Raw genomic sequence first — 26,258 nt, 5'->3', positions numbered from 1 at the left:
GGCCCGGTGACCATGGGAGGTGACCGGACCCGTACGGGGCCGCGTGCCGGGAGGTGCTCGTGGACCACCACACCCACGCGACGGACGTGCTGATCGCGGGGGCCGGCCCGGTGGGCCTCACCGCCGCCTCCGAACTGCGCCGGCGCGGCGTCCGCTGCCGGATCGTCGACCGCCTCCCGGCGCGGCTGCCGTACGCCAAGGCGGTGGGCGTCCAGCCGCGCACCCTGGAGCTGTGGGACCGCAACGGCCTGGTGCGCCAAGCCCTCGACGCGGCCGTCCCGATGCTCGGCCAGCTCACGTACGTCAACGGCGTCGCACAGCCCCGCACCGACCTCGTACTGCCGCCCGAGGTCCCCTACGGCTTCGCGGCGCTCCCGCAGTACGAGACCGAACGCATCCTGGAGACCTTCCTCGGGCGCTTCGGCACCGGCATCGAACGGGGCACCGAGCTCGTCTCGTTCACCCAGGACGCCGGCGGCGTGACCAGCCTCCTGCGCACCCCTTCGGGGACGCGGGAGGAGGTCCGCTCGCGCTACCTGGTCGGCTGCGACGGGGCGCACAGCACCGTCCGCAAGGGCCTGGGACTCGATTTCGGGGGCGGCGCCCTCCCCGAGGCGTACATGCTCGCCGACGTCGAGGTCGACTGGGACCTGCCGCACGGGTACGGCGTACGCGCCACGCACCGGGACGCCGACGGCAGGACCGACGACCTGCTGGTCTGCATCCCGCTGCCCGGGCGGGGCCGCTACCGCATGTCGATGCTGGTCCCGCCCGGGCCGTCAGCCGACGGCGCGGCGGGCGGCGACGAGACGTCCGGGGCCGCCGCCGACGACGGCGTGGCGCACGGCCCGGAGAGCGGCCGGGCCCCCGCGCTGCCCGACGTCCAGGCGGCCTTGGACCGGCTCGCCCCCCGGCCCGCCACGGCGTCCGCGCTCCGCTGGGCCTCCGTCTTCCGGATCAGCCACCGCATCGTGGACCGCTACGGCCGCGGCCGGGTGTTCGTCGCCGGGGACGCGGCGCACATCCATCCGCCCACGGGCGCCCAGGGCATGAACACCGGCATCCAGGACGCCTGGAACCTGGCGTGGAAACTGGCGCTCGCCGTCGACGGCGCCGCCGCCCCCGGCCTCCTCGACAGCTACGACGCCGAGCGGCGGCCGATCGGCCGGGAGGTCGTCGGCCGCACCCTGCGCCACGCCGCCGAGGGCGTGCAGGCCGACCCGGCGGACCCGGCCGTGCTCATGATGCGCGAGGCGCAACTGCTCGTCTCCTACCGGGGCAGCCCGATCGTCGGCCCGCCGCAGGGCGAGGACGGCGCCGCCGGCCCGCGCCCCGGCGACCGGGCACCGGACTGCGGCGGCCTCACCGGCCCGATCACCGCCCACCCCCGCCGGCTCTTCGACCTCCTCCGGGACCGCGAACACGTCCTGGTCCTCTACGGGGCCGGCCCGCCGACCGGCGGATCCGACGCCGTGCGCGCCTTCGAGGAGCTCGCCCGGGTGGCGGCCGACCGCACCGGGGGCCGGACCACCGCCTTCGCGGTGCTCGCCCCCGACGCCCCGGACGACCCCGGCGCGGCGCTGCCCGTGCACCGGGACGCCCAGGGCGAGTTCGCCCGCCTCTACGCCGTGGACCGGCCGACCGCGTTCGTGGTCCGCCCCGACGGACACCTGGCGGCCCGCCTCGGCCCGCCGACCGCGCAAGACCTCTCGGCCGCCCTGGCCGCCACCTTCGACGGGCCCTAGGCCGCGTCGTCGCCGGTCAGCGCCCCGCGTCGCCGCGGGCGGCCGCCTGGCGCTGCCGCTTGCCCAGGGGGGCCAGCGACAGGTCCTCGGCCTGGGACCTCAGCTGCTTGAACCCGTACCCCCGGTCGGCCAGCCAGCTCTCCGCCGCCAGCTCCGCGCGGGCCGTCGCGTCCAGGACGTCCTCCTCCGCCTCGCCGGAGTCCAGGAAGCGGAAGGTGAAGAAGGGGCGCGCCGCGATGTCGTACGTCAGGTGCCCCTCGGAGGTGAAGGAGGCCCGCAGCACGTCGTGCTCGGGCGCCGCCGCGAGCAGCTCGGCGCGCTGGGCCGCGGTCAGGCCGTCGAAGGAACCGCGGACGGTGATGCGGAAGGTACGGGAACTCATCCCGGCAGCCTAGGCCGCGGGGTCCGGCCCGCGCACCGGGATTTCCCCGGCCCGGGGGAGTCGACGGCCCCGTCCGGGGCTGAAAGTCCGTGCTGTGAGCCCGTTTTGGATTTGACCGAGGATCCTCAATACGATCCGGCGATGATCACAACAAAACGGCTTGCGGCCGGGGCGTGCGGCCTGCTCGCCGCCCTGGTCGTCGGGCTCTTCCCGGCGAGCGCCACCGCCGCCGACGGACCGACGCCCAAGGAACCCCCCAAGGTCGACCTCGTCCTCGACGTCAGCGGCTCCATGCGCGCGACCGACATCGACGGCCAGTCCCGCATGGCCGCCGCGAAGCAGGCCTTCAACGAGGTCATCGACGCCGTACCGGACGAGGTGCGCCTCGGCATACGCACCCTCGGCGCCACCTACCCCGGCGAGGACAAGGCGCTCGGCTGCAAGGACACCAGGCAGCTCTACCCGGTCGGCCCGCTGAACCGCACGGAGGCCAAGACGGCGGTCGCCACCCTCGCCCCCACCGGCTGGACCCCGATCGGCCCCGCCCTCCTCGCCGCCGCCCAGGACCTCGACGGCGGCGACGCGACGAAGCGCATCGTCCTCATCACGGACGGCGAGGACACCTGCGCCCCGCTCGACCCCTGCGAAGTGGCCCGCGACATCGCGGCCAAGGGCATCCACCTCGTCATCGACACCCTCGGCCTGGTCCCGGACGCCAAGACCCGCGCCCAGCTGACCTGCATCGCCGAGGCGACCGGCGGCACCTACACCTCGGTGCAGCACACCGCCGAACTCTCCGGCCGCGTCAAACAGCTCGTCGACCGCGCCGCCGACCCCGTCGTCAACCCGGTGGCCACCGAAGGCGCCGCGCAGTGCGCCAAGGCCCCGCAGTTGAAGGCGGGCGTCTACAGCGACCGCGAGACCTTCGGCGAGCACCGCTGGTACCGGGTCGACGTCAAGCCCGGCCAGGAACTGCGGGCCTCGGTCAGCATCGCCGCGGACCGGGCCGTCAACAAGGACTACGGCGTCCTGCTGCGCGCCACCACCGTCCACGGCCGCGAGATCGTCCGCGGTACGGAGGCGGGCGACGGACGCACCGACGTGCTCTCCACCGGACTGCGCTACCCCAAGGGCGAGAGCGACGGCGCGGACGACGACGCCGAGCAGGTGCCCGAGACCGTCTGCCTCCAGGTCAGCAACTCCTTCTCCGCCCCCGCCTCCGTCAAGACGAGCCCCGGCATGCCCGTGGAACTCACCATCGACGTCGTGGACGGACCCGACGACGCCTCCGACGCCGCGGCCTTCGGCCTCGGACGCGGCTGGTGGCTGCTGGCCGCGCTGGCCCTCACCGGACTGCTGGCCGGGCTGGTGTGGGGCTGGATCTCGCGCTGGCGCATCTCCGTCTGGAGGACCAACTGATGCGTACCGTACGCACCCTGACCGCCGTCCTGCTCGCCGCGACCGCCGCCCTCACCACGGCGGGCACGGCCGCCGCGGCCGCCTCCCCGGCGGCCCCGAGCCCGAGCGCCACGGGAACGGACGCCCCCGCCCCGACCGAGGCGGGCACCGGCTTCCGCACCGCCGCCGCCTTCCGCCCCGGCCAGCAGGCCACGGCCGCCGCCTCCACCGGCGACTACCTGTACTGGGTGGTCCCGATCGACGCCCGGCAGCGGGTCACCGTCAAGGCCAAGGTGACGCTGCCCGAGGCGGCCACCCGGCACGGCGCCTCGACCTGGCGGCTGGACGTGTACGACGGCCTGCGCCGCCGCCAGGCGTGCACGTACGGCACCCAGAGCGCGACGGCGGCCGGGGAAGCGGCCTCGGTCGACCTCGCCTGCACGCTGCGCACCGTCCGCGCCGGGGCCGAGCCGTGGGCCAACGACCCGCTGCCCGGCAGCTACTACGTACGCCTCACGGTCGTCTCCCTGCCGGAGGAGGACCTGGGGCAGCCGATCCGCGCGGCGGTGGAGGCCGACGTCAAGGAGGCCGGCGGCGCGTACGCGGTGGACGGCGCCCTCGCCGTACCGCTGGTACCCGCCACGGTGACCTCGCCGCTGCGCGAGCCGGAGGACGGCTGGTCCGGCGGCTGGTGGTCCGACCGCTGGCTCTGGACCGCCGCCGGCGGTGTGCTCGCCGGCCTCGCCGGGGTGTTCGGCTACCACCTGACGCGCGGCTCCGGCCGCCCCTCCCGCGTCCCGCCGGGCGCCTGAGCGCACGACCGCGGCGGGCCGACCGCCCGCCGCGGCCGGCGGTCCGCCCGGCGTCGGGGGACCGCCTCCCGCGGCGCCCGGGACGCGCGGCGACCCGTTCGGCCCCGGTCCTTCCAGGTGCCGGCCGTGCGGGCCGCGTGTGCGGGGCGGCCGCCCGGGGCAGTCGCGGATCATGAGTCTCGAACATCCCGCGGAGAAGAACCCCAAAGGCAAGATCGGCAGATTCGAGCGGTTCGCCGAACTCGCCTCGAACTTCACCGGCTCCGCCGGCTTCTCGCTGCTGTGCGTCCTGCTCGTGGCCGCGTTCGTCGTCGTCCACCTCCTCCACCTCCCCATGGAGTGGCAGCACCTGGCGGGCGACGCCATGGGCGCCGTCTCCCTACTGCTGCTCGCCCTGCTGAAGAACTCCGAGCGGCGCGCCGAGCACGCCATCCAGCGCAAGCTGGACGCCATCGCCGCCGCCCTGTTGGAGCAGCAGGAAGGCAAGTGGGGCACGGCCCAGAACCAACTGAAGGCGGCCATCCGCCTGGAGGACCGCCAGTAGGCACGGCGACGCCCGCAGCCGCAGCACCTGCCCCGGCCCCGACCGCGCCAGGACGCCGGGGCGCGTCGCCGCACCGGTCACCCGCACCTCCCCGAACCGCCCGCCTGACCCCACCGGCACTCCGACGCGTACGGGCCCCGCCCCGGCCGGCGGAGAAAATGCCGCCGGCCGCGCGACATCCTGACGTCCCGCGTAGTCATCAGGGGTATGCACGCGGATCGGGAAGCAAGCGAACAGGCGGGGACCGAGTGAAAGCAGCACAGGAGGACGCGTACCTGGAATTCGTGGCCGCGAGGGCGAAGCCGCTCCACCGCTCGGCGTACGCGCTGGCGGCCGGCGACACGCACCTCGCCGAGGACCTGGTCCAGGAGACCTTCAGCCGGGTGTACGTGCACTGGAGCCGCGTCGCCCGCGCGGACAACCCGGCGGCCTACGCCCAGACCGTCCTGGTCCGCACCTTCCTCAGCCTGAAGCGGCGGCGCAGCACGGGCGAACGCCCGACCGGGAACATGCCCGACAGCGCGGAGTCCGGCCCCGACGCCGCACTGCGGCTCACCCTGCTGCACGCGCTCGGCCAACTGCCGCCCCGCGACCGGGCGGTGCTGCTGCTGCGCTACTGGGAGGGCCACAGCATCGAGGAGACGGGCCGGATGCTCAGGCTGAGCGGCAGCGCGGTCCGCTCGCAGGGCACGCGGGCGCTCGCCAGGCTCCGTGCGCTGCTCGGCGACAGCCTCTCCGACCTCGTGCCGCAGTGAACACCCGTGCCGCAGGTCCGTGCCGCAACGCCCCCTCAGCGAAAGAGAAGTGACGCCACCATGCCGTTCGAAGCAGACCTCGCCCACGCCCTGGACCGTACGACGGACTCGCTCGAACCCGACCTCACCGCCCTCCTGGACGGAGCCGTCCGGCGCGGGCGCAGCCGCAGGCGCCGGCGCACCGCCGTCCTGGCCGGGGTCGGCGCCTGCGGCATGCTCGCGGCGGCCGGCCTGCTGCTCCCCGGCGCCCTCGCCGGCACCCGGGGCGCCGGGTCCGACATCGAAACCGTCGCACTGGCCCTGCCCCGGTCCGCGATCACCGACACCCAGATGATCCGGGCCCTGGAGCAGACCTTCCCCGGCGGCCGCTTCAGCGGGCAGACCGGACAGAGCAACAACCCCTCGGACCCGTCCGGCGGATACGTCGCCAACGGCGCACTGCTCGTCGAAGACGGCCGCGGCCCCGCCTTCGTCGGCGTCTCGGCCCTGCGGCTCAAGCTGCCGCTCGGGGACGGCGGCGGGCTGAGCTGCGAGCAGACCCCCGCGCGCGCCGAGGGCGACACCTGCACGCTGAGCGAACTGCCGAGCAGCGCCGCGCTGCCCGGCGGAGCCGTCGTGATGTCGGAGCGGAACGCGGCCGAACGGCCGGCCCGGGCGGACACCGCCCACCGCTGGACGGTCACGGTGACCCTCAAGTCGACCGGTGCGCAGCTCCAGATGGTGCAGTGGAACAGCACCGGCGGCGGCACCGGCGCCGACACGCCGAAGCCGACCCGCGCCGCACCGCCCCTCACCGAACAGCAGGCGGTGGCCGCCCTCACCGGCGCGGCCTGGGCACCGATCCTCGGCGCCGTCGGCTGAGTGTGCGGCGCGCCGGTCCCGGCCCGCCGCACCCCGAACCCGTACGCCGTGGTGCTCAGCCGAGTCGGGTGAGCCGGGTGGTGAACGAGGGCTCGGCCAGAGCGTCCCGGACGGCCACCGGGACGGTCTTGGCGCCGCTCCCCTCACCCACCGTCAGCACGCCCACCTCGGTGCCCGCCTTCGCGGAGTGCGGCAGCGCGCCCTTGCCCGCGCCGAGCGAGAGCCGCAGCTGCTGACCCGGGACGCCGACCACGTTCACGTCCTGGGTGGCGACGAGCGGGGTGCGGCCGCCGAGGCCGTCGGCGACGTGCCCCACCGTCTGGCCCTTGCGGATGACCGGAGCCGAGGCCAGGGCCGCCCGGACCGCCTCGATGATCTTCTTGCTGTTCGCCTTCACCAGCACCAGGCTGTTCGCGCCGTCGGGGTCCGGCCCGTCCACGTGCTGGTCCATCAACGTGCCCAGGACCAGCGGGGTCTCGTCGCCGACCGACTTGTAGGCCGCCCACATCAGGGTGCCGCCTGCGGCCGAGCTCGACCCCGTCTTGATGCCCCTGATGCTCAGGCCCGGAGCGGTGAGCAGACTGCCGTTGTTGTTGTAGATCGGCTTCGGCAGCCCCTTGATGGTCGCATCCGGGAGTGCCACGACCGAGCGGAAGACCTCGTCCTCCATGACGGCCTCGGCCAGCTTCAGCTGGTCCGCGGCGGTGCTGACCGTCTTCGCGTCCAGACCACTGGGATCGGTGTACGTCGTGTCCGCCATGCCGAGCTCCTGCGCGGCGGCGTTCATCTTGGCGACGAAGGCCTGCTCGGAGTCGCTCCCCGTGTCCCAACGGGCCAGCAGACGCGCCACGTTGTTCCCCGAGGGGATCATGAGCATCTTGAGGAGGTCCTGCTGGCTGAACTTCGTACCCGTGGTGAGGTCCTCGATCCGGGACTCGTGCTCTGAGGTGCCGTCGGCGACGGCCTTCTCGTCGACCACGATGTCGGGGCCGGCCTCGCCCTTGCGCAGCGGATGGCCCTTGAGGATCACGTACGCCGTCATGACCTTGGCCACGCTGGCGGTGGGCACCGGCTGCTGCTCCCCGAAGGTGCCGACGCCGCCCGCGCCGGAGACGCTCACCGCGCCCTGCCCCTGCGCGGGCCAGGGGATGGTGAACTGCCCGTCGAGGGTGTGCGCGGAGGCCGCGGACACGAGCGCGGGGGCGGGGAGGGGCCGCAGCAACTGGGCTCCGCCGACGGCCCCGGCCAGCAGCAACAGGACCGGCGTCCATATCTTGACGCGGCGCACCGCGGTCCGACGCGGGGTCTCCGGCGGGGGAGCGGTGTTGGTCAGCTCGGCCAGCAGGTCGAGCGGGGGCTGGGCGCCACCCCCCTGCGCCAGGGGCGCGGGCTCGCGGGGTGCGTCGGGGCGGGGCGCGGGCGCCGTTGCGGTTGCCGCTGCCCTGGGGTGTGCTGCCGGGGCCGGGGCCGGGCTCGGGCTCGGGGTGGTGAGGGGCTTGAGGGCGACGAACGTGCTCGTCCGCTCCGCGTCCGACTCCTCGCCGCGTGCCCAGGACGGCGCCCGGCGCGGCGCGACCGCGGTGGAACCGGCCTCGGCGGAAGGGCGGTCGGCGGACCCCTCTTCGGATTCCGCTTCCCGTTCCGGGGCGGTGGCGTCATCGTCCGGGGCGGCCGTCGGGGCCGTGCCCGGCACCTTCAACAGTCCGGTCGCGTCGGCGTCCTGGGCGTCCTCGACCTCCTCGGCGTCGCCCTCGCCGGTCTCAGCGCCGTCACCGACGGGGCCGGGGGCCGGCGTTACCGCTTCCGCTTCGGCCTCGGCCGCCGTGTCCTCGGGTGCCGCCGGGGTGTCCGACCCGTCGGCGCCGGCCGCTGCGACCGGCTTCGCCTCGGGCTCGCGAACCGCCGCGTCCGGCTCGATGGAGGCGGCGGCCGGCTCGTCCGGGTCCGTATCCGCGTCCGTACCCGCATCCGATCCCGGCTCGGTGGCTGCCTTCGCGTCCGCGTCCGGGCCCCCGTCAGCGTCTGTGTCCGCGTCCGCGTCCGGGTCGGGCGTCCGGTCCGCGGCCGGGTCCGGTTCGTCCGCGTCCGCGGTGCCGAGGGCGGCCTCCGCTTCGGTTCCGGGCTCCGGTCGTTCCTCCGGTCCTTCGGTCTTCGGAGTCTCCGAGGAACCGCTCGCCACCGTTACCGCCTTCATTACAGCCCCGCCTCGCACTGTCGCACCCGGCAGCCCGCCGGTTCTCGCCGATGTCGTCCGTTCGATGGGTCCCGTTCACGAGCCCCACCACACGCCTAGATGCCGGCCGCACCCGGTCCGTTCCCGTTGCCGCATCCTGTGACCGTTCGGTCATACTCGCCCCGTCCGACCAGCGAAAACGGGACGAACCGCGGCAGCGGCGGCACCGCGGCCGGTCCCCGAGCGGATCGGCGACCGACCGCGTCCTCCGTCAGGTGTGCAGGCGGCTGTTGGGGCCGTCCTGGTCACCGGCGCTGTCGTCGTTGAACCAGTAGTCGCCCGCCGCGAGGTAGCGGAAGGAATGGGTGCTCTCGCTCGGCAGGTCGACGGTCACGGCCCGCTTGCCGTCGGTCCGGGTGCGCAGCGGGTGCGCGCCGGGCTGCCAGTCGTTGAAGTCGCCGACGACGCTCACCGGCCCCGGAGGCCGGTCGGCGGGAAGCACGAACGTCACTTGGGTGCGGTCCTTGCGCAGCTTGCGTTCCAGCACGGTGCGGGCTCCTTCACGGGAATGGGGGCGCCGGGCTCCAGGTTCCACAGCGGCATTCCCTCAGCCTGACACAGGTGGCCACGTTCAGCGCGGCGGTGGTCACGCACCGTGAGTGCGGCTCGGGTCGGGCCTGGGCCGGAGGCGGGCCGCGAGGACGGCCACGTCGTCCTCGGCGTGCCCCGCGTCCAGCCCGCCGCAGACGGCGTCCACCACGTCCGCGAGCGGTGCCCCGGGTGCCATGCGCAGCGCCGCGAGCCGGGACAGCGAGGTGTCGATGTCCTCGCCCCTGCGCTCCACGAGTCCGTCGGTGTACAGCAGGAGCGTCTGGTCGTCCCTGATCGGCCGGGCGAAGGCCTCGTACCCGCCCACCCCCGTCCCCAGGGGCGGCCCCACGGGTACGTCGACCAGTGCGCCGCGGCCGTCACCGCCGAAGAGGGCGGGCGGCAGGTGTCCCGCGCTGGCGTAGACGGCGGTACGGCGGGCCGGGTCGATCCGGACCAGCAGACAGGTCGCGGGGCGGCGGCCCTCGTCGGCCGCCGACAGGGCGTCCAGCCGGCGCAGCACCCGGTGGGGGGCGAGTTCGGTGGAGGCGATCTCGCGCAGGACGGAGCGGTAGGCGTTCATGTCGACGGCGGCCTCCAGGCCGTGGCCCATGACGTCGCCGATGACGAGCAGGGTGCGGCCGAAGTGCAGCCGTACGGTCTCGAACCAGTCCCCGCCCACCAGCGCCCGCGGGCCGACCGGCAGGTAGCGGCTGGCGATGTCCAGGTTCGGGTGGGGCCGTCCGGGCGCCGCCACCAGGGCGCGTTGCAGGTCGAGCGCGGTGCGCTCGGTCGCCGACAGCCGCCGTGCGTGCCCGATGTGGATGCTCGCGAGGCGCGCCGCGAAGTGCAGGGTGGCCCTCTCGTGGTCGTCGAACCCCTCGCGGCCCCGCACCGCGAGCAGCTGCCCGTACGCCTCGCCCGGCCCGAGCAGCGGTACCGAGACCACGTGCGCGGTCCGGCCCCGGGAACTCCCGGTCCACGCCCGCGGGACGCGCCCCTCGTCCGGGGCGCGGACCTGCGGGTACGAGGGGCCGGACGCGGGGGAGTGCGGTGCGAGGGTGCTCGGCGGACCCGGCCGCGCGGCGTCCAGCAGCTCGGCGGGACCGACCGCGGCCACTCGTTCGGACCAGCCGCCCTCGCCGGCCAGGTCTACGGCAGCGGCGTCGCACACGGTGCGGGCCAGGAAACCAGCCAACTCCCGGCAGGTCTCCCTCTCGTCGCCCGTCGTGCCGACCCGGTCCAGGGCCTCTTCCATCGCGTGCAGGCGCGCCCCCGCACCGTCCCGCTCCGCCATGATGCCGCCGTCACCCCGTCCGTCCGCCGGCCCGCGCCGCCGAGGAACGCATTCCACCAGCCGTCGTACGCCGCGGGCGGGCAAGGCGGGGCGTGTCTCGGCCCGGGTACGCCGTCCGCGACGCGGACGGCGTACCCGGGCCGAGAAGCGAGCCGGGTGGACGGGCGGCCCCGCGGGGGCCGCGGACCTGCGGTCAGGCGGTGGTCGGCGTCTTCACGGCCTTCACGCCCTTGACCGCCTTCACGGCGCGGACGCGGGGCGCGGGCGCCGCCGAGGGCAGCAGCAGGGTGTCGGCGGCCGCCAGGGCGTCGCGGACGTTCGTGGTCGCCGTCGCGACGCACAGGGTGAACGAGACGTTGTCCAGTTCCAGGCGGTTGGCGGGGGTGTCCTCGCGGCTGAGCGTGATCCGGGCGTCGGCGTAGCGGGAGAGGAGGCCGCGAAGGACGGAGGGAGAGGGCTTCAGCACGGGAGGTCGCCTTTCTACAGGGTGTGTTACGCCCTTGCCCCGTCCCGGCCGCCGCATGCGCGCGAAGCCGTGAGTGGACGGCGGCGGCGTCCGGGCGGATGGTGGGGAGGGTGGGGGCGCGGACGCGGGGACGGCCGTCACGGCCGGGACCTCCGGCCCGTCGGCGGTGGACGAGCGGCCCTCGGCACGGTCCGCCCCGCTGCGCTTGAGTGGAAGGTCGTGCCACCGACTTGGACAGGACGGACCGCCCGATGCGTTCTCTGCCCCCGGCGCAGCAGCGCACGGCCCGGCTCCTGGTGGGCCTCGGGCCCGACGGGAACGGGGCCGGCGGCGTGGTTCTCGACGCCGACCCGGAGGCCGGCGTCCTGCTGGGGGTCGAGCCGGACGCCCTGCGGGGCGTGGCCTTCGGCGACCTCGCCCCGCGGGTGCACGCCGGCTCCGCCGTCCGACTCCTCGCCGACGCCGTGTCCGACCTGTCCTCCGCCGCCCGGGCCGCCACCGCCTCCCGGCCCGTGCGCATCCCTCCCGCCGCCTGCGTCTGCGCCGCCACGGCCGTGACCGATGTCGGCCCACCACCCGCGACCAGACGGCCGCTGGTGCTGCGCGGGCCCGCGGGACCGGTGCTGTGCCTGGCCGCGGCCCGTGCCGCGGCGGACCCGTACGGCGGCCGTACGACCGTGACCGTCGAACTGGCCGCCGAGCCCGTCCCGGGCTGGGAGAACTGGGCCGTGCTGCACGCGATGGCCACACTGCGCGGCCAGTCGGTGTGGGCCTACGACGAGGTCCACGACCGGTTCCGCTGGATCCACCAGTCGCTCGTCCACAGCCCGCACCAGCTCTCCGGAGAGCTCCCGCTGCAGGCCGTTCTGGACCGGCTGCACCCGGACGACGTGGAGGAGGTCACCCGCGCCTTCCGGGCCCTCGGACGGGGCGAGACCGACCTGACCCGCATCGGCTTCCGCTACCCCGACGGCGAGGGCGGCTACCGCTCGCTGAGCTCCATGTCCGGGATCCTGCACCTCGGTTTCGACGGGCCGCGCCAGATCGTGGGCTCCACCACCGACAACACCCGGGCCGTCGAGCGCAGACGGTCACTGGACAGGGAACACACCCGGCAGAGCCGGCTCGTGCGCGAGCTCGCCGCCGCGTTCGTCGCCGCCCAGACCGAGGAGGAGCTGACCGACGCGATCCTGCACAAGGCGGCGCCCGCGTTCGCCGGTACGGGCACGCTGCTCGCGTTCGTCGAGAACGACCGGCTGCGCGTCACCTTCGGCGACGGCATCGACCCCGCCATGGCCCGCTCCCTGGACGGTATGCCGCTCGACGCGCCGAAACCGCTGGCCGAGGCCATCCGCACCGGCCGCATGCAGACCATCGACTCGCGCGAGGCCTACCGCGCCACCTGGCCCCAGGCGCACCACCTGCTCGACGCGACGACCGCCCAGTCCTTCCTGATGGTGCCGTTCGCCGCCGAACCCGGCCGCCCGCTCGGCGGTTGGGTCATCACCTACGACCGCCCCCACCGCACCACCGAACCGGAGCGCACCCTGCTCGGCGTCACGGCGGAACTGGCCGGCCAGGCCTGGGCGCGCATCCGCCTGAGCACCGCCCGGCTGGAGCTGGCCGGCGCCCTCCAGCGCGAGATGCTGCCCGCCGCACTGGCCGCCATCGACGGCTTCGAGATCGCGGCCCGCTACCTGCCCGCCCACGAGGGCCTGGACGTGGGCGGCGACTGGTACGACGTCATCGCCTTCCCCGACGGCGCGGTCGCCTGCATCATCGGCGACGTACAGGGTCACAACATCCAGGCCGCGGCCCTGATGGGCCAGGTCCGCACGGCCATGCACGCGTACGCCTGGCAGGACCCCTCGCCCGACCGGGTCCTGCGGCGCACCAACGAGCTGATGCTCCAGATGGGCGCGCCCGGCTTCGCCACCTGCCTCTACACCCTGCTCGACCCGTCGGGTCAGATCCTGTCGGCACGCGCGGGGCACGTGCCGCCCGTGCAGTGCGGCTCCGCCGGCGCCTTCGTCGCCGAGACGCCGGGCGGCCTCCCGCTCGGGGTGCTGCACGACACGCTGTACCCACTGGCCCGCGGCGCCCTCGCGGAGGGGGACGCGACGGCCCTGTTCACCGACGGTCTCGTCGAAGGCCCCGGCCTCAGCCTGGACGACGGTACGGCGCTGATCTGCCGGGCGATGGAGGCCGCCCGCCACGAGCCGGTGGGCGCGATCGCCGACGCCCTCATGGACGGCGCCCGGGCCACCCGGCACGAGGACGACCGCGCCGTCCTCGTCATCCGCCGCTCCCACCGCCCGGCGCCGTGCTGACCCGTCCGACCGCGACCCCGGGCACCGGGAGGCGGCCAAGCTGCGCAGCACCGCTGCCAGAAGCCCTTCGTCAGCTCGGCACCGACGTCCCCGAGCCGATCCCGGAGGACGCCCCGCTCATCAAAGGCTGACCGCACCGCTGCCCCCTTCCGGCCCTTCGGGGTCGGGAGGGGGCACTTCCGTGCGTCCGGGATCAGTCGAGCGGGAGCGCCTGGTGCGCAGCGACGATCGCGTCGATGCGGTGCGCCAGGTCGAGGTCGGCTGCGGTGAGCCGATACCCGGCGTCGTGTGTCGTGATCGACGCGCGGAGGCTGTCCATGCGTAGGTCGAGGTCGGCGTGATGCTGGACCCGCCGGGACCGGTCGGCGATCGTCACGATCGCGGCGACCGCCGCGTGATACCGGATCGAGTACGTGCGGCTGATCTCGTCGCCCTGCCGCTCCCACCCCGGCAGCCCGGCCAGACCCTCCGTGATCTCCTCGTCGGTCAGCACCCTCGGCACGCCCACGTCAGCTCCCCTCGTTCACCGGCGCCAGGACATCGGCGAGGTCCCGGCCTACCGGGGAATCGTGCCACGGCCGCATCGCCCGCTCCAGGGTGACCAGTTCGCGGCGCATGCGGGCGGACCCGGTCTCGACGGCGATCTCCGCGGCGGCCCGGGCGATCTCGACGGCCTGCTCCGGTTCCCGCGCGCCAGCCGCAGCGGTGGCGTGCCGAGCGAGGTAGACACCGCGGTCCCGGCGGGCGGTCGCGGGCACCACGGCAAGGACCTGTGACCACAGCGACTCGGCCTCACGGCCGAGACCGAGCCGCCCGTAGCAGGTGGCGCGCTGCACTTCGAGGTAGCCGGGGGTCCGGCGGCAGGCGTTGCCCCAGGGCAGGTCGTCGTCGACTCGGGAGAGCAGCCCGCCGGCGGTGTCGATGAGCTGGTCGACGGCGGTGCGGTCGCCGGTGAGGCTGGCGCCGTGGGCCTGCTGCTGCATCGCCATGACCCGCACCTTGGGGAACAGGCGGTCGTCGTCGAGGGCGGCCTCGCACAGGTCGATGACGCCGTGCCCGTCGCCGAGATCGGTGCGGACCTGCGCGAGGTTGACGAGGCTGTAGCCGACGAGGTGCGGGTCCCGTGAGCGGGCCGCGATCTCCTGAGTTATCCCCCGCCAGAAGGATGCCGCGCCAAGGTCGCCGGCGTCCTGGTAGAGCCAGCCGACGAGCGCGGCGTAGGCGGCGCCGACGCGGAGGATGCCGCGGCGTGTCTCGCCCTGCGCGGAGCGGACGAGCTTGTCGATGAGCTGGTACTGCGCGCTGACGGTGCCGATGAGGTCGTGCGGGCCGAGGAACATGTCGGCGCGGTAGTGGCCCTCCAGTTGCTGCTGGAAGTAGTCGATGAGGGCGGGGTCGACGCGCTGTTTGGCGACGGGGCCTGGCAGGAGCGCGGCGGCCGTGACGTTGACGAAGGTACGACGCTTCATGTCTGCCTCTTGATGGGCTTCGGGGCGGATCCACCCGGCGGGCGCCCGGAAACCGAGATCTTCGGGCCACCGGCCGAGTGCGTCGTGCAGCACGGTCGCGGTCTCCTCCGACGGCCAGCCCGGCTGCGTGCCCTCCCAGCGCCGCCACGTCCGTGCGGATACCTCGTATGACCGGTCGTCGAGGAAGCGCTGCCCGTGGGTACTGAGCGCGGCTGCTGCGGCGTCCATGCTGCGCCAGCCAGCCCGGAGTCGGGCGGCCCTGAGCGCGTCGTTTCGGCGGCCCATGGCCCCGGTGCGAGGTGTCATCGCGTCTGTCTCCGGCCGTGGCCACTACGTGGCCAACGGTGGCCACGCGATGGCCTATCTGCCCATCTGCGTGCTCGCCCATCATCCACCTAGGAGCACATGACGCGCTGACGAACTGTGGCAGGAGACCCGGAATGGCCAGCACACGAAGCGGATCGGAGGTCGACCGTCGGGTTGCCTGCCGAGACGTACCGGTTCCGCCGACGAGCCACCTCTCGGTGGAGCAGCTGAAGGGTGTGGCGTGCGTCGCCTGCCGCGGCCAGCTCTTCGAGTCCCGCGTTCACCGGGGCGTGGCCTTGGTCCGCGACGGCGGGCTCCTCCTGGACTACGACGTCTACTCCTGCCCGCCCTCGGGCGGGGGCGCGGCATGAGGGGGCCCTTCGGCGACGAGCCCGACCAGTCGCGGTGCCCCGTCTGCCGCGCCTCGCCGCTGCCGATCGGGGGCCCGGAGGGCGGAGCCGTGCTCCACGACAGCGGCTGTCGGCGGCGTCGGCCAGGAGACCCCGCCAACGAGTCCCGGTCCGCCGTCCCGGGCCGCCGCCGGTGAGAGAGCTGACGAAACACCTGCTGATCATCGTGGCCGTGCTGGCCGCGGTCGCCGCCGTCGTCATCGGCACCTGAACCCCCGCCCAGGATGGGCGGGCCCGCGCACCCCTACGTTCACCGAGGCGCGACATGACCAACCCCGTGCCGCCGCCGTGCTCGTCCGACAGCGGAGAATCGAACCCGAACAGGGGTGCCTTGGTCCCGGCCGTCCCGACGACGACACCGCGCGCGCTGCTCGGCGACGCCCAGTTCAACGGAGTGATGCACACCGTCCTCGACAACAACCCCGTCACGGCCATCGGCATGGCCAGCCGTATCGTCGTCGAGGCCTTGAAGTTCGTCGTCACGGCGGCGACGTTCCCCAGCGTCCGCATCGCCCCGGCCCGCGAGGTCGACGAGGGCTGGCACGCGCTCATCCTCCACACCCACCTGTACGCCGGCCTGTGCAGCAGGCTGGGCCGGACCGTCCGTCATTGCCCCGAGCGGCCGGACCGGTCCGCCACGACGACGTCCTGACGCGCACGGTCGCGTTGATCGAGCAGGCCGGGTACACGCCGGACGCCGAGCTGTGGGTGGGGCCGAAGCGGTCGCTCGTGTCCGTCGCGGCGACCTGCCCGCACACCCCCGTCCCCGGCGGGTGCGGGCCGATCAACCCGGGCAACTGCGCCACGCACGGCGGCGAGGGTGACGGGGAGTAGGTTCACCTCCACGCCGACGAAAGGGCGAGGAAATGACTGGTGCCGAGGCACACCAGCTCCACGTCTCCGTGAGGCAGCACGGGATCCCGAGGTCCGTGGACCCTGCCGACCCGGCCCGCCTTGACGGGGACTGGCTCGTGGTCGATGAGGACGGGCGGGACGTGACGTCCTCGGCCTACGCCCGGGTGCTGTCTGCTCGGCAGCAGCAGCCGCAGCGGGGGTTCGTCGTCGCCCGCTGATCTGAGACCGCCCCGGCCTGCTATCCGTCCGGCTGGCCCGGGAGCTCGTCGCGTACGAGATGCGTTCGCCGCAGAGGGAATCGGACCGGCTGAAAAGTGTTGGGTCAATGGCTTGAGCGCGACAAGGTCCTGACGGGGCCTTCGCTGGTCCCCATAGTCGCGCCTCGGCGCCCACGGGCTGGCACGCTTTTGGGCGCCGCGCCCGCTGGACCCCGGCCGGCTGCCTCCGGCCCGAGGCCTCTCCTTGCTGTCTACGAGCCGCGTGACGGGAACCTCCGATGCCTGGGCGTTCGGCAGGAGATCGGTGCATCTAGGATCGCGCTCGCCGCTCTCGTAGCGCTCGATGCTGCGGTGTTCGAGACCGATTCGATCGGCAAGCTGATCTTGCGAGAGGTGCAGATCGCGGCGGCCCTGGGCGATGCGCTCGCCCAGCTCCTGTCTGCGGACGATGACCCGTTCGGGTAGGGGTGTACGACGGCTGGCACGCGTTGACGCCGAAACCGGAATGATCTTGCGTCGGTACCCCAACGGTCGCTTCTCGAACGTCGAGGCCCTGACCGCCCGAATGGCGGTCAGGGCCTCGCTGCGCTCTGCGACCTCGTGAGGTGATGTTCCAGATCGGGGGAGTGTTCCGGAATCGTTCCGGTGGGATGCCGGATTCCACCGACGTTCCATAGGCTCACGGAACGATTCGACGTCTCACGAAACGGCGTGAAACGCATTGCGCCGCAGGTCAGAAGCAAGCCTCCTGAGGATGTGACCTGCTCAGGCGCTCTCGGCCTGGAACATCCAGTGGTGCTTCTCCAGGTCGCCGGTCAGGTCGATCAGGAGGTCCTGCGTGATGGGGTCGGCCGTCTCGGTGGCGCCGATGCGCTCGCGCATGCGGGTGATCACGACGGCCAGGGCGTCCACCAGGATGCGTACCGCGTCCACGTCCTTCACCCAGCCCTCCCGCACGCCGGTGATCGCCGTGGTCGACGCGACCGTGGACGCACGGCCGTCGGGGGCGATGCCGAGGGCGGACGCGCGCTCGGCCACGACGTCGGAGTGGGTGCGGGCCGAGGTGACGACCTCGTCGAGCTGGAGGTGGACCGACCGGAAGCGGGGGCCCACGACGTTCCAGTGGACCTGCTTGGCGACGAGGGCGAGGTCGACGAGGTCCACCAGCGCGCCCTGCAGTGCTTCGCCGACGGTCTTGAGGTCGGCATCCGGAAGGGCACTCTTGACGACGGACACAGGGATTCTCCAATGCGGAATGCGGGCAACGGTGCTTCGGAGATGCCTCCGGTGCGTGCCGCTGCGGAATGCTGCTGTCGGACGAAATATCGATTACCCGGATGACTCGGATGGAAACGGGTGAAGCGCATCGAAATTCACCGGACCTCCGTGCCGGGCGCCCTTGGATACGCACAGTCGTTCGGGGGTTTCGGGCGCGGCCTTCCGGTCATACGGGCAGAAGCGCGTCGGGAACCGAGGACGCGACCGGACCGGATGGAGAGCGAGGTGGGTGCGTTGTCGCTCCGTGCGATGGGTTGGGCCAGGTCGTTCTCCGTCCACCGCGGGGCGCGCGAGGCCCGCCGGTGGAGCCTGGAGCACCTGGACGCCCTGAAGTGGACCGCGCAGGCACCCGACACGGTGCACTCCATCCTGCTGACGGTGTCCGAGCTCGTGACCAACGCCCACGTCCACGCGGGCAGCACCGCCCAGTTGGTGCTCACCTGGGACGGCCGCTGCCTGCACGTCAGCGTGGCCGACAGCGATCCCTTCCTGCCCGCCCCCGGCGAGGCCGGAACGGGCGCGACCTCCGGCCGCGGCCTCGCCATCGTCGACGCCCTGGCCGACGACTGGGACGCCCACGCGTTCCACGGCGGAAAGACCATCACCGCCTGTTTCCACCCCACGGACGGCCCCTCCCCGCACATCACGCACGGCAGCGGCGGCTGGCGCGAACCGGGTCGCTAGGACGCCGGTGCCGCGGGGTGCCCGGTGCCCGGTGCGGGCCCGCGCACCGATGCCGGCGGGCGTTCGCGGAGTCGTTGACGTCGATGCGCGTCCGACGCGTCCGGCCGGACCCGAGCGGGGCTGTCACGCGCCTCCGCAGCGGCTGACACACGCCCCTGCTACGACATCACGCTCCGTCAGTCCACTTCGTGGCGGGGGCGCCCGACGGCGCTCGGAGCGCGTTGTGCATGGTTGGTCCAGGCCATGGGTAGTCCATGCCGCGGACAGAGGAGAAGGAGACCAGGGTGACTGCCGATCGCTGCCGCGTCGAAGTGCTGGACCAGCGGGACGGCGTGCGCGTCGTCGTGATGGCGGGCGAGTTCGACCTCGACCACGCCGGCCCGCTGCGGATCGCCCTCGATCCGGCGGCCGAGGGGGTCCGGCGTTACGTCGTGGACGTGTCGGAGGTGTCGTTCGCCGACTCGATCACCCTGACGATCCTGCTCCAGGCCACCCTCGCCAGGGAGGTCGTGCTGGCGGGCACCCAGCCGCCGCACCTGGAGCAACTGCTCCGGCTCACCGGCGCCGACCGGGTGTTCGCCGCGGCGCCCTCGGTGGCGGAGGGACGCGTCATGACCGTGCCGCCCCGGTCGGGCCGGTAGACCCCGCCGCTCCCGCCGCACGGGTCTCGTGCGCCACCGGTCGGGGGGACGCGGGGCGGCGGGTGGCTCACATGGGGTCCATGGTCCCGCTGCCGGGGCCGTTGACCTGCTCGCTCTTCTCCCTGATGCGCAGCGCCTTCTCCGTGAGGCGCCGGCGCTCCGCGGAACTGTCGGTCCGAGACGCCGCCTGCTCCAGCTCCTGCGCCTTGTCGCGCATGCGCCGGGCGCTCTCGTCGGTGCCGTCCGAAATCCTCATGACCACTCCTGGGATGCCGCTCGGGACGGAAGTCGCCGGGCGTGTGCGCCCGAACACCTTCCGTCACTGTCCGTGGATATCATGACCTGCTCTCCGGGCCCGCGCCTTCCCGCTGCCCGTCCGGGCAAACGTCCCCGCCGGCCGCCCCGGCCGGTCGGCGGCGCTGGAGCTCGAAGTTGAACTGGGCGCCGATCAGCAGCGAGAGGTTGCCGAGCCAGAGCCATACGAGGAAGACCACGACCCCGGCCAGGGACCCGTACAGCCTGTTGTACGTGCCGAGCCCGCTCTGGCTGTACAGCGTGAAGAGGAACGAGGCCGCGAGCCACAGCAACGCCGCGAGCACCCCGCCCGGCAGGCCGCGCCGCGTCCGGCCGGGGCTGGTGCGGGGGCCGGTGCGGAAGAGCACCAGGACGAGCGCGGTGACCACGACCAGCAGGGCCGGCCAGCGGGCCACGGCCCAGGCTCCGCTGGTGTCGTGCCCGAGGATCTGCGAGAGCCGGCGGGCCGCGGGCCCCGACAGCAGCAGGAGCGCGGCTCCCGACAGCAGCAGGACCAGCAGGGTCAGCGCGGTCAGCACGATGGTGTGTGCGGTGCGCAGCGGCGGCCGGGTGTCGGGCACGCGGTGCATGGTGTGCAGCGCCCGCCGGAACACGGCGAGGTAGCTGGAGGCCGACCACAGTGAGCTGAGCAATCCGCTGACCAGGAGCGCCCAGATGGAGGTGTGCGAGGAGACGAGGCCCGCCAGGGCCTCCTGGAGCACCAGCGCGGACTGCGGGGGCAGGTACGAGGTCAGGTCGGCGATGAGCCGCTCGCGGGTCGGGGCCCCCGCCAGCCCGAACAGGGAGACGGCGACCAGCAGGGCCGGCAACAGCGCCAGCACCGAGTAGTAGGTCAGGGCGGCGGCGCAGTCGGCGAGGTTGTCGTGCCAGCCGCGCAGCGCGGTACCGCGCAACACACCGGGCAGTCGGCGGCGGAAGGAGACCGGATCGCGCGGGCCGGTCTCCTTCGTCGTGGCGCCGGGGGCCACCGGGTCGGCGGCCTCGGCCCCGCCGGCCGCGGTCGTGCCCGGTGCCGGGAGCGCTGAGGAGGGGAGGGGGGACGGGAAGGGGGACGACGCGACCACGGCGCGCTCAGATCCGGGATCCGGACGGCGACGGCGACGGGTGAGGGGGTGGGGAGGGGGACGGAAGAGAAAGCATGCGGACCGCTTACCCCGAGCCCGGTCCGCCATCCGGCGGGACGACGGAATCCGCGCCGGCTCCGAGGCTCCGGGGCTCCGTGGTTCGTGCGTCAGCCCGATGCGGTGGGCGGGCGCGCGAGTGGTGGGAGTGTGCACAGGTGGTAAACCGGCAGAAAACGGGAAGCCGGAGTGAGGACGTCCGATCTTGACCGCCGTACGACGGCAGACAGGCAGGCAGCGTGCTCATCGACCTCTCGGGGAAGACCGCACTGGTCACCGGCTCGACCCAGGGCATCGGCGCGGCCATCGCGGCCGGTCTGGCCGCGGCGGGCGCGCGCGTCGCCGTGAACGGCCGCAGCCTTGAATCCGTGGAAGCCGCCGTGGAGCGGCTGGGCGCCGACGGCGGCGAGTTCTTCGCCGCCGTCGGCGACATCGCCACGGACGAGGGTGCCGGAGCCGTCTTCGGGGCGGTCCCGGACGTGGACGTCCTCGTCAACAGCCTCGGCATCTTCGGCGCCCGGCCGGCCCTGGAGATCGAGGACGCGGAGTGGCGCCGCTACTTCGAGACGAACGTGCTCTCCGCCGTCCGGATGATCAGGCACTACCTCCCCGGAATGGTCGATCGGTCCTGGGGACGCATCCAGAACATCGCCAGCGACTCCGCCGTGGCCATCCCGGCCGAGATGATCCACTACGGCATGTCGAAGACGGCCCTCCTCGCCGTGACCCGGGGCTTCGCCAAGGAGGCCGCCGGGACCGGTGTCACGGTGAACTCCGTCATCGCGGGGCCCACCCACACCGCTGGCGTGGAGGACTTCGTCTACGAACTCGTGGACCGGGACCTGCCCTGGGACGAGGCCCAGCGCGCGTTCATGCGCGACCACCGTCCCCAGTCGCTGCTCGGCCGGCTGATCGAGCCCGAGGAGATCGCCCACTTGGTCGTGTACCTCAGCTCGCCCTTCGCCTCGGCCACGACCGGCGGCGCGGTCCGGGTGGACGGCGGCTACGTGGACTCGATCCTTCCGTAGGGGCCGGACCGATTCGGTCGGGTCGGGACCGTGGCGCGGGGAGCCGGCGCGGGGGGCGGGCGCTGCGCGCCGCGGGCCGGGTCAGTCGGCGCGGCCGTAGCGGACGTCTCTGCTCCAGATCCGCTCCAGCCGGACCCGGGTGCCGGGCCGGGGGGCGTGCCAGATCTTGTCGTGGCCCGCATAGATCCCCACGTGCTCCACGGTCGCCCCTCGGGGGAAGAACACCAGGTCGCCGGGGGCGCGGTTCTTGCGGGAGATGTGCGCGGTCTGCTCGTACTGCTGTTCCGCGGTCCGGGGCAGCCGCCTGCCCGCCTGGCGGAAGGAGTAGAGCGTGAGTCCGGAGCAGTCGAACCGTTTGGGCCCCGTCGCGCCGCGTGCGTAGGGGGCCCCTTCCTTGGAGGCGGCCACGGCCACCGCCTGTGCGCCGTACCCGGTGGCCGCTTCGGCGGGTGGCACGGGGCCGGCCAGTATTCCGGTCGTCAGGAGGGAGAGGAGCAGGGAGAGGCGGGGGAGCGGGAATCCGGCGGTGCGGCGAGCGAGTCGTCCGGCCCGTCGGGCCTTACGGGAGTCGGTCCTGGAGTGGGACATCGTGGTACCTCCGCGTTCGGGTGAGACAGCGGTCGATCGGATACCTGTGAAGGTCCTGCTTTCAGTGACGTGATTCCTGGCGCGTAACGGCCGACCAGTTTTCTCCGATGCCGCCCTCGAATCCGTTCTTGACGTGGTGTCGGACATATCGATTCTGCAACAGATCGACGAATATATGGAAAAATCACCTGGGTTGACGTACGGCGTGTCGCGCCGTCAGGTGACCGGGTGGGGGCCCGCGGCGGGCCCGGGGCGGAGGGGCCGGGTGAGGGCGCGGAGCGGGACGCAGGTCTCCGAGCAGGATCGGGAACACGATCCTGATCCGGATCAGGATCCGGGACGGCATCGCGCATGAAATCCGTCCCTTGAAGCAGGCGCGCCACATGGTCAGACCACGTGCACCCGCACACCCCGGAACTGCGCCGCCCGTACGGGTACGTCCGCGCCGCCGCTCCGCAGGCGACGGCCGCGGCGGTCCGTACCCGACGACACCCTTCGCCGAGGAGTCATGAACCCCGTTCTGCACCTGTCGATCGTCCTGGGAGGCGCGGTCCTGCTGACGCTCGCGGCCGGCTGGACAGCCGACCTGCTGCTGCGTCGCGCGGACGCCCGCCATCCCGAAACACCCCTGTGGGGGCTGCTGCGCCGCTGCCACCTGGCCCTGCGGATCGTGCTGCTGACGGCGCTGCTCAGAGGCGCCTACCGGCAGATCCGGTGGGAGCCCCTGCAGGAGCACGCGGCCGGCGTGGGCCAGATCCTCTGGCTCGTGCTGATCGCCGCGGGAGCCTGGCTGGTGCTGCGCATCACCTCCGCCGTGGTGGAGTCGACCTACGCCCGCTACGCCACCGGCACCCGCGACCCGGCCCGGGTGCGCAGGGTCCGCACCCAGGTGACGCTGCTCATGCGCATCGTCACCGCCGTCGTCGTGGTGGTCGCGGCCGCCGCGATGCTGCTCACCTTCCCGGGCTTCCGTGCCCTGGGCACGTCGGTGCTGGCCTCGGCCGGCATCATCGGCATCGTGGCCGGTGTGGCCGCCCAGTCGACGCTCGGCAACCTCTTCGCCGGCTTCCAGATCGCCTTCGGCGACATGGTCCGCATCGGCGACACGGTGGTGGTGAACGGCGAATGGGGCGTGGTCGAGGAGGTCACCCTCACCTTCCTCGCCGTCCGCACCTGGGACGAGCGCCGCATCACGATGCCCGTCTCCTACTTCACCGCCCGGCCCTTCGAGAACTGGTCGCGCGGCGGCGTCCAGATGACGGGCACCGTCTTCCTGCACTGCGACCACACCGCGCCGGTCGCGCTCATGCGGGAGAAGCTCCTGGAAATCCTGGAGGCCTGCCCCGCGTGGGACGGCCGCGGCTGGGACCTCGCCGTCACCGACACCACGCCCAGCACCATCACCGTCCGGGCCATCGTCACCGCGAAGGACGCGGACGACCTGTGGACCGCCCGCTGCGCCGTCCGTGAGCAGCTGGTGGCCTGGCTCGCGGAGAAGCACCCGTACGCCCTGCCGCACGTCGCGATGAGCGGCGCGGCCCACCGCGAGGACTTCGCCTGACGGTCCCCGTCCCCGTTCCCGTACGTCACCCCCTTCCCCTTCGATACGAGGAGTTGTCGATCCCATGACCGAACGCGTGTGGAACTACAAGGCGACCGCGGGCCGCGTGGCCGGCGTCGACCTGACCGGGTTCAAGGTCGAGGCCACGGACGGGGGCATCGGCAAGGTCGACGCCCATTCGGACGAGGTCGACGACGCGTACCTGGTGGTCGACACCGGGGGATGGATATTCGGCAAGGAGGTGCTGCTGCCGGCCGACACGGTCGTCAGCATCGACCCCGAGGAGGAGAAGGTCTTCCTCGACCTCACCCGGGGTCAGGTCAAGGACGCACCGGAGTTCCGGAGGGACGAGCACCTGGACCACCCGGGCTACCACCGGGAGCTGGGCCGCTACTACGACGTCGGCGTGCCGTTCGGCGGCGGTCGCCCCGTGTGACCGCGCCCGGCAGGCCGGCCGGACCGCGGCACGGCGGCCCCGGGACCCGTGCGCACGGGTCCCGGGGCCGCTGCCGTACGGGCGGCGCCCCGGCCCTCCGCTACCCGTCGAGCACGGACAGGACGTTGCCGGCCGGGTCCTTGAACCAGGCGATCGACGGCATCCCGCCGCCGCCCCGGGCGATGCCCCTGGCGTCCTGCTCGAAGCCCGGGTAGCGCTCGAAGACCACACCGAGCGCGGTCAGCTCGTCCACGCTCTTCTCGACGTCGTCCACGGGGAAGTTGAGCACGGTGAAGTCGGCCGGCCGGTGGCCCTCCTTCGGGTAGAGCAGCACCGTGCCGCCGCCACCGAGGTGCAGGAGGAGCATGCCCCGCTCCTTGGTGACCCGCAGGCCCAGCGGCCCGCCGTAGAACCGCTCGGCCTCGTCGACGTCGTCCACCGAGAAGCCGCTGAATGCCCTGGCGTCCTGGAACATGATCACTCCCGTCGCGCGCGGTGTCCTCCTCACCATCTTCGCTCCGAAGGCCGGTACGGGCCGTACGGGCGCGCTGCGGCCCGCCGGGGGGCCACCCCCCGTGGCCCGGGGTCCACGGGGTGTGACGCGGCGAGCCCGTTCCGAACCCGTTCCGAACCCGTTCCGAACCCGTCCGGGGCCTTCCGCCCTGGAGCCGGGTGTGGGAGAACGCTCGGATGTGCGATGGAGAGCTGATCCCGCCCGAGGCGGACATGACCGAAGACGCATGGCTCCGCGCCGGCGGCGCCGCGCCCGCCGCGCGTCCGCCCCGCGCCGCGGGGCCGGGGCCGCGGCCGGCGGCCGCCCGGCCCGTCGGCCCGAGGAGGCGTTCCCTGCTGGGCGGCGCCGTGGCCGGGGCCGCGCTCGCGGCCCTGCCGTACGCCGCCGCGCCGGCCGCGGCCCGCCCGCTCCCCGCCGCCCCGCCGCGGTTCCCGCTGCCCTCGGGGCCCGACCCGAACGGGGAGTTCACCCTCCTCGTCACCGGCGACGCCGGCACCGGGACCGACGCCCAGTACGCGGTCGCGGCCGCCGCCCGCCGGATCCACGCCGAGCAGCGCTTCGCCCTCGCCGTCGGGCTCGGCGACAACATCTACGAGAACGGCCCCGAGTCGGCCCAGGACCCCGGGTTCCGCGACAAGTTCGAGCTCCCGAACACCGGGATCGACGTCCCCTGGCTGATGGTCCTCGGCAACCACGACTGCTCCGGCCTCATCCCGGGCAGCGGCGGAGATCCCGCCCGCGGGGACCGCGAGGTCGCCTACGCCGCGACCTCGCCCCGCTGGTACATGCCGAGCCGCTACTACAGCGTGGCCCTGCCCGGCCCGGCCGGCCCGCTGGTCGAGCTGTTCGCCCTCGACACCAACCCCGTGGCCTCCACCGTCACCCAGACCGACCCCTTCTACCGCTGGGACGGCCCCTACATGCGCGCCCAGCGCGCCTGGCTGGACCAGGGCCTGCGGGCCTCGCGGGCCCGCTGGAAGATCGTGCTGGGCCACCACCCCTACCTGAACAACGGGCAGCACGGCAGCGCCGGTTCCTACGACGGGTTCGTCGTGGGCCACTACACCAGCGGCATCCACCTCAAGCAGCTCTACGAGGAGGTGGTGTGCGGCCGCGCCGACCTGATCCTGTCCGGACACGACCACACCCTCCAGGTCCTCGAACCCACCGTGCGCACCGGCGGCACCCGCCAGCTCGTCTGCGGCGCCGCCGCCAAGGGCGGAGACGGCCGGAGCCACTTCGGCCACCCGGCCGCCTGGCAGGACTTCGCCTCGCTGGGCTTCATGACCCTGAAGGTCTCCGACCGCGCCCTGACCGTCGACGCGTACACCGTCGACGTCCCGACCCGCACCCCGCGCCCCGCCCACCGCACGACGATCACCGCACCGGTGGCCGCACCCCACGCCACCGCCCGCTGACCGCCCCGTCGGAGCCCCCGCCCCGCCCCGATCAGGAGACCGGGGCGGGACGGCGCAGAGCGGCT

General features: G+C 73.6%; 29 protein-coding genes. 16 read left to right on the top strand and 13 right to left on the bottom strand.

Going from position 1 to position 26,258, the window contains the following annotated elements; genetic code table 11:
* Positions 1-59 precede the first annotated feature (59 nt).
* Positions 60-1,745, top strand: coding sequence for an FAD-dependent monooxygenase (locus CP968_RS02170; protein WP_150516360.1), 1,686 nt, complete (start codon positions 60-62; stop codon positions 1,743-1,745).
* 16 nt (positions 1,746-1,761) lie between these two features.
* On the opposite strand, the gene CP968_RS02165 is transcribed toward CP968_RS02170, so the two are convergent.
* Positions 1,762-2,127 carry a DUF6204 family protein gene (locus CP968_RS02165; protein WP_150516359.1) on the bottom strand — a complete coding sequence of 122 codons (366 nt, stop codon included), beginning with the start codon at positions 2,125-2,127 and terminating at the stop codon, positions 1,762-1,764.
* 141 nt (positions 2,128-2,268) lie between these two features.
* Here CP968_RS02165 and CP968_RS02160 point away from each other — a divergent pair, with 141 nt between their 5' ends.
* From CP968_RS02160 to CP968_RS02140, 5 genes are all read left to right on the top strand, one after another.
* Positions 2,269-3,546, top strand: coding sequence for a VWA domain-containing protein (locus CP968_RS02160; RefSeq protein ID WP_150516358.1), 1,278 nt, complete (start codon positions 2,269-2,271; stop codon positions 3,544-3,546).
* On the top strand, positions 3,546-4,337 hold the full coding sequence (locus CP968_RS02155) for a hypothetical protein (protein ID WP_150516357.1): 792 nt from the start codon (positions 3,546-3,548) through the stop codon (positions 4,335-4,337). The genes CP968_RS02160 and CP968_RS02155 overlap by 1 nt, the downstream gene beginning before the upstream one ends.
* 172 nt (positions 4,338-4,509) lie before the next feature.
* Positions 4,510-4,881: a low affinity iron permease family protein gene (locus CP968_RS02150; RefSeq protein ID WP_150516356.1), complete on the top strand. Its 372-nt coding sequence runs from the start codon at positions 4,510-4,512 to the stop codon at positions 4,879-4,881.
* Positions 4,882-5,129: 248 nt separating this feature from the next.
* On the top strand, positions 5,130-5,636 hold the full coding sequence (locus CP968_RS02145) for a SigE family RNA polymerase sigma factor (protein WP_150516355.1): 507 nt from the start codon (positions 5,130-5,132) through the stop codon (positions 5,634-5,636).
* A 60-nt stretch (positions 5,637-5,696) separates the two neighbouring features.
* Entirely contained in the window at positions 5,697-6,497 is an 801-nt protein-coding gene (locus tag CP968_RS02140) for a hypothetical protein (RefSeq protein ID WP_150516354.1), read from the top strand.
* A gap of 55 nt (positions 6,498-6,552) precedes the next feature.
* Here the strand turns inward: CP968_RS02140 and CP968_RS34585 are convergent, their stop codons facing one another.
* The 4 genes from CP968_RS34585 to CP968_RS02120 form a co-directional block, all read right to left on the bottom strand.
* Positions 6,553-8,691 carry a D-alanyl-D-alanine carboxypeptidase gene (locus CP968_RS34585; RefSeq protein ID WP_229885805.1) on the bottom strand — a complete coding sequence of 713 codons (2,139 nt, stop codon included), beginning with the start codon at positions 8,689-8,691 and terminating at the stop codon, positions 6,553-6,555.
* Between the two features lie 250 nt (positions 8,692-8,941).
* Complete coding sequence (locus CP968_RS02130; RefSeq protein WP_150516353.1) at positions 8,942-9,217, bottom strand: isoamylase early set domain-containing protein; 276 nt, start codon at positions 9,215-9,217, stop codon at positions 8,942-8,944.
* A gap of 99 nt (positions 9,218-9,316) precedes the next feature.
* Positions 9,317-10,555 carry a PP2C family protein-serine/threonine phosphatase gene (locus tag CP968_RS02125; protein ID WP_150516352.1) on the bottom strand — a complete coding sequence of 413 codons (1,239 nt, stop codon included), beginning with the start codon at positions 10,553-10,555 and terminating at the stop codon, positions 9,317-9,319.
* A gap of 193 nt (positions 10,556-10,748) precedes the next feature.
* A complete protein-coding gene (locus tag CP968_RS02120) occupies positions 10,749-11,021 on the bottom strand; it encodes a DUF5133 domain-containing protein (RefSeq protein WP_167536747.1) in 273 nt (90 codons plus the stop codon).
* A gap of 251 nt (positions 11,022-11,272) precedes the next feature.
* Between CP968_RS02120 and CP968_RS02115 the strand changes: the two genes are divergently transcribed.
* A complete protein-coding gene (locus CP968_RS02115) occupies positions 11,273-13,351 on the top strand; it encodes a GAF domain-containing SpoIIE family protein phosphatase (RefSeq protein WP_150516350.1) in 2,079 nt (692 codons plus the stop codon).
* A gap of 193 nt (positions 13,352-13,544) precedes the next feature.
* On the opposite strand, the gene CP968_RS02110 is transcribed toward CP968_RS02115, so the two are convergent.
* Complete coding sequence (locus CP968_RS02110) at positions 13,545-13,859, bottom strand: 4a-hydroxytetrahydrobiopterin dehydratase (RefSeq protein WP_150516349.1); 315 nt, start codon at positions 13,857-13,859, stop codon at positions 13,545-13,547.
* A 1-nt stretch (position 13,860) separates the two neighbouring features.
* Positions 13,861-15,105, bottom strand: coding sequence for an NsdA family TPR-like regulatory protein (locus tag CP968_RS02105; RefSeq protein ID WP_150521651.1), 1,245 nt, complete (start codon positions 15,103-15,105; stop codon positions 13,861-13,863).
* Positions 15,106-15,344: 239 nt separating this feature from the next.
* Here CP968_RS02105 and CP968_RS33980 point away from each other — a divergent pair, with 239 nt between their 5' ends.
* The 3 genes from CP968_RS33980 to CP968_RS35520 all read left to right on the top strand — a co-directional run bounded on the left by CP968_RS33980 (position 15,345) and on the right by CP968_RS35520 (position 16,370).
* Positions 15,345-15,497, top strand: coding sequence for a hypothetical protein (locus CP968_RS33980; protein ID WP_167536746.1), 153 nt, complete (start codon positions 15,345-15,347; stop codon positions 15,495-15,497).
* A gap of 304 nt (positions 15,498-15,801) precedes the next feature.
* Positions 15,802-16,188: a glycine-rich domain-containing protein gene (locus CP968_RS35525; RefSeq protein ID WP_306419847.1), complete on the top strand. Its 387-nt coding sequence runs from the start codon at positions 15,802-15,804 to the stop codon at positions 16,186-16,188.
* Positions 16,146-16,370, top strand: a complete 225-nt coding sequence (locus tag CP968_RS35520; protein WP_306419846.1) for a hypothetical protein — start codon at positions 16,146-16,148, stop codon at positions 16,368-16,370. The genes CP968_RS35525 and CP968_RS35520 overlap by 43 nt, the downstream gene beginning before the upstream one ends.
* 2 nt (positions 16,371-16,372) lie before the next feature.
* Here CP968_RS35520 and CP968_RS02095 read toward each other — a convergent pair whose 3' ends face one another.
* Both CP968_RS02095 and CP968_RS02090 read right to left on the bottom strand, forming a co-directional pair.
* On the bottom strand, positions 16,373-17,008 hold the full coding sequence (locus CP968_RS02095) for a helix-turn-helix domain-containing protein (protein WP_229885856.1): 636 nt from the start codon (positions 17,006-17,008) through the stop codon (positions 16,373-16,375).
* A 366-nt stretch (positions 17,009-17,374) separates the two neighbouring features.
* Positions 17,375-17,845: a Dps family protein gene (locus CP968_RS02090; protein WP_150516347.1), complete on the bottom strand. Its 471-nt coding sequence runs from the start codon at positions 17,843-17,845 to the stop codon at positions 17,375-17,377.
* A 291-nt stretch (positions 17,846-18,136) separates the two neighbouring features.
* On the opposite strand from CP968_RS02090, the gene CP968_RS02085 reads away from it, so the two are divergent.
* Both CP968_RS02085 and CP968_RS02080 read left to right on the top strand, forming a co-directional pair.
* Positions 18,137-18,571 (top strand): ATP-binding protein, encoded by a 435-nt coding sequence (locus CP968_RS02085; RefSeq protein ID WP_229885803.1) that lies wholly within the window; start codon positions 18,137-18,139, stop codon positions 18,569-18,571.
* Between the two features lie 284 nt (positions 18,572-18,855).
* On the top strand, positions 18,856-19,212 hold the full coding sequence (locus CP968_RS02080; protein ID WP_229885802.1) for an STAS domain-containing protein: 357 nt from the start codon (positions 18,856-18,858) through the stop codon (positions 19,210-19,212).
* Between the two features lie 67 nt (positions 19,213-19,279).
* On the opposite strand, the gene CP968_RS02075 is transcribed toward CP968_RS02080, so the two are convergent.
* Together CP968_RS02075 and CP968_RS02070 are read right to left on the bottom strand one after the other, a co-directional pair.
* Positions 19,280-19,468 carry a DUF6381 family protein gene (locus CP968_RS02075; protein WP_167536745.1) on the bottom strand — a complete coding sequence of 63 codons (189 nt, stop codon included), beginning with the start codon at positions 19,466-19,468 and terminating at the stop codon, positions 19,280-19,282.
* A gap of 79 nt (positions 19,469-19,547) precedes the next feature.
* Complete coding sequence (locus CP968_RS02070) at positions 19,548-20,591, bottom strand: YihY/virulence factor BrkB family protein (RefSeq protein WP_229885801.1); 1,044 nt, start codon at positions 20,589-20,591, stop codon at positions 19,548-19,550.
* A gap of 296 nt (positions 20,592-20,887) precedes the next feature.
* Here CP968_RS02070 and CP968_RS02065 point away from each other — a divergent pair, with 296 nt between their 5' ends.
* Entirely contained in the window at positions 20,888-21,676 is a 789-nt protein-coding gene (locus CP968_RS02065; protein ID WP_150516343.1) for an SDR family NAD(P)-dependent oxidoreductase, read from the top strand.
* 81 nt (positions 21,677-21,757) lie between these two features.
* Here the strand turns inward: CP968_RS02065 and CP968_RS02060 are convergent, their stop codons facing one another.
* Complete coding sequence (locus CP968_RS02060) at positions 21,758-22,264, bottom strand: C40 family peptidase (protein WP_150516342.1); 507 nt, start codon at positions 22,262-22,264, stop codon at positions 21,758-21,760.
* Between the two features lie 508 nt (positions 22,265-22,772).
* Between CP968_RS02060 and CP968_RS02055 the strand changes: the two genes are divergently transcribed.
* Entirely contained in the window at positions 22,773-23,825 is a 1,053-nt protein-coding gene (locus CP968_RS02055) for a mechanosensitive ion channel family protein (protein WP_150516341.1), read from the top strand.
* 64 nt (positions 23,826-23,889) lie between these two features.
* On the top strand, positions 23,890-24,261 hold the full coding sequence (locus tag CP968_RS02050) for a PRC-barrel domain containing protein (RefSeq protein ID WP_150516340.1): 372 nt from the start codon (positions 23,890-23,892) through the stop codon (positions 24,259-24,261).
* A 100-nt stretch (positions 24,262-24,361) separates the two neighbouring features.
* On the opposite strand, the gene CP968_RS02045 is transcribed toward CP968_RS02050, so the two are convergent.
* Positions 24,362-24,736, bottom strand: a complete 375-nt coding sequence (locus CP968_RS02045; protein WP_150516339.1) for a VOC family protein — start codon at positions 24,734-24,736, stop codon at positions 24,362-24,364.
* Positions 24,737-24,987: 251 nt separating this feature from the next.
* Between CP968_RS02045 and CP968_RS02040 the strand changes: the two genes are divergently transcribed.
* Entirely contained in the window at positions 24,988-26,193 is a 1,206-nt protein-coding gene (locus tag CP968_RS02040) for a metallophosphoesterase (RefSeq protein ID WP_229885799.1), read from the top strand.
* Positions 26,194-26,258 lie beyond the last annotated feature (65 nt).

The sequence above is a fragment of the Streptomyces subrutilus genome, from assembly GCF_008704535.1.
GTDB classification, from domain to species: domain Bacteria; phylum Actinomycetota; class Actinomycetes; order Streptomycetales; family Streptomycetaceae; genus Streptomyces; species Streptomyces subrutilus.
The sequence above is the reverse complement of the archived record's forward strand: the minus strand, read 5'-3'. Positions and strand labels throughout refer to the sequence as shown.

Coding starts and splice junctions, on each gene's coding strand:
- CP968_RS02140 (WP_150516354.1), top strand. CDS start 5,697: ATGCCGTTCGAAGCAGACCTCGCCCACGCCCTGGACCGTACGACGGAC.
- CP968_RS34585 (WP_229885805.1), bottom strand. CDS start 8,691: ATGAAGGCGGTAACGGTGGCGAGCGGTTCCTCGGAGACTCCGAAGACC.
- CP968_RS02115 (WP_150516350.1), top strand. CDS start 11,273: ATGCGTTCTCTGCCCCCGGCGCAGCAGCGCACGGCCCGGCTCCTGGTG.
- CP968_RS02125 (WP_150516352.1), bottom strand. CDS start 10,555: ATGGCGGAGCGGGACGGTGCGGGGGCGCGCCTGCACGCGATGGAAGAG.
- CP968_RS02150 (WP_150516356.1), top strand. CDS start 4,510: ATGAGTCTCGAACATCCCGCGGAGAAGAACCCCAAAGGCAAGATCGGC.
- CP968_RS02045 (WP_150516339.1), bottom strand. CDS start 24,736: ATGTTCCAGGACGCCAGGGCATTCAGCGGCTTCTCGGTGGACGACGTC.
- CP968_RS02060 (WP_150516342.1), bottom strand. CDS start 22,264: ATGTCCCACTCCAGGACCGACTCCCGTAAGGCCCGACGGGCCGGACGA.
- CP968_RS02105 (WP_150521651.1), bottom strand. CDS start 15,105: ATGGGCCGCCGAAACGACGCGCTCAGGGCCGCCCGACTCCGGGCTGGC.
- CP968_RS02040 (WP_229885799.1), top strand. CDS start 24,988: ATGACCGAAGACGCATGGCTCCGCGCCGGCGGCGCCGCGCCCGCCGCG.
- CP968_RS02075 (WP_167536745.1), bottom strand. CDS start 19,468: ATGAGGATTTCGGACGGCACCGACGAGAGCGCCCGGCGCATGCGCGAC.
- CP968_RS02165 (WP_150516359.1), bottom strand. CDS start 2,127: ATGAGTTCCCGTACCTTCCGCATCACCGTCCGCGGTTCCTTCGACGGC.
- CP968_RS02050 (WP_150516340.1), top strand. CDS start 23,890: ATGACCGAACGCGTGTGGAACTACAAGGCGACCGCGGGCCGCGTGGCC.
- CP968_RS02085 (WP_229885803.1), top strand. CDS start 18,137: ATGGGTTGGGCCAGGTCGTTCTCCGTCCACCGCGGGGCGCGCGAGGCC.
- CP968_RS02160 (WP_150516358.1), top strand. CDS start 2,269: ATGATCACAACAAAACGGCTTGCGGCCGGGGCGTGCGGCCTGCTCGCC.
- CP968_RS02055 (WP_150516341.1), top strand. CDS start 22,773: ATGAACCCCGTTCTGCACCTGTCGATCGTCCTGGGAGGCGCGGTCCTG.
- CP968_RS02155 (WP_150516357.1), top strand. CDS start 3,546: ATGCGTACCGTACGCACCCTGACCGCCGTCCTGCTCGCCGCGACCGCC.
- CP968_RS35525 (WP_306419847.1), top strand. CDS start 15,802: ATGACCAACCCCGTGCCGCCGCCGTGCTCGTCCGACAGCGGAGAATCG.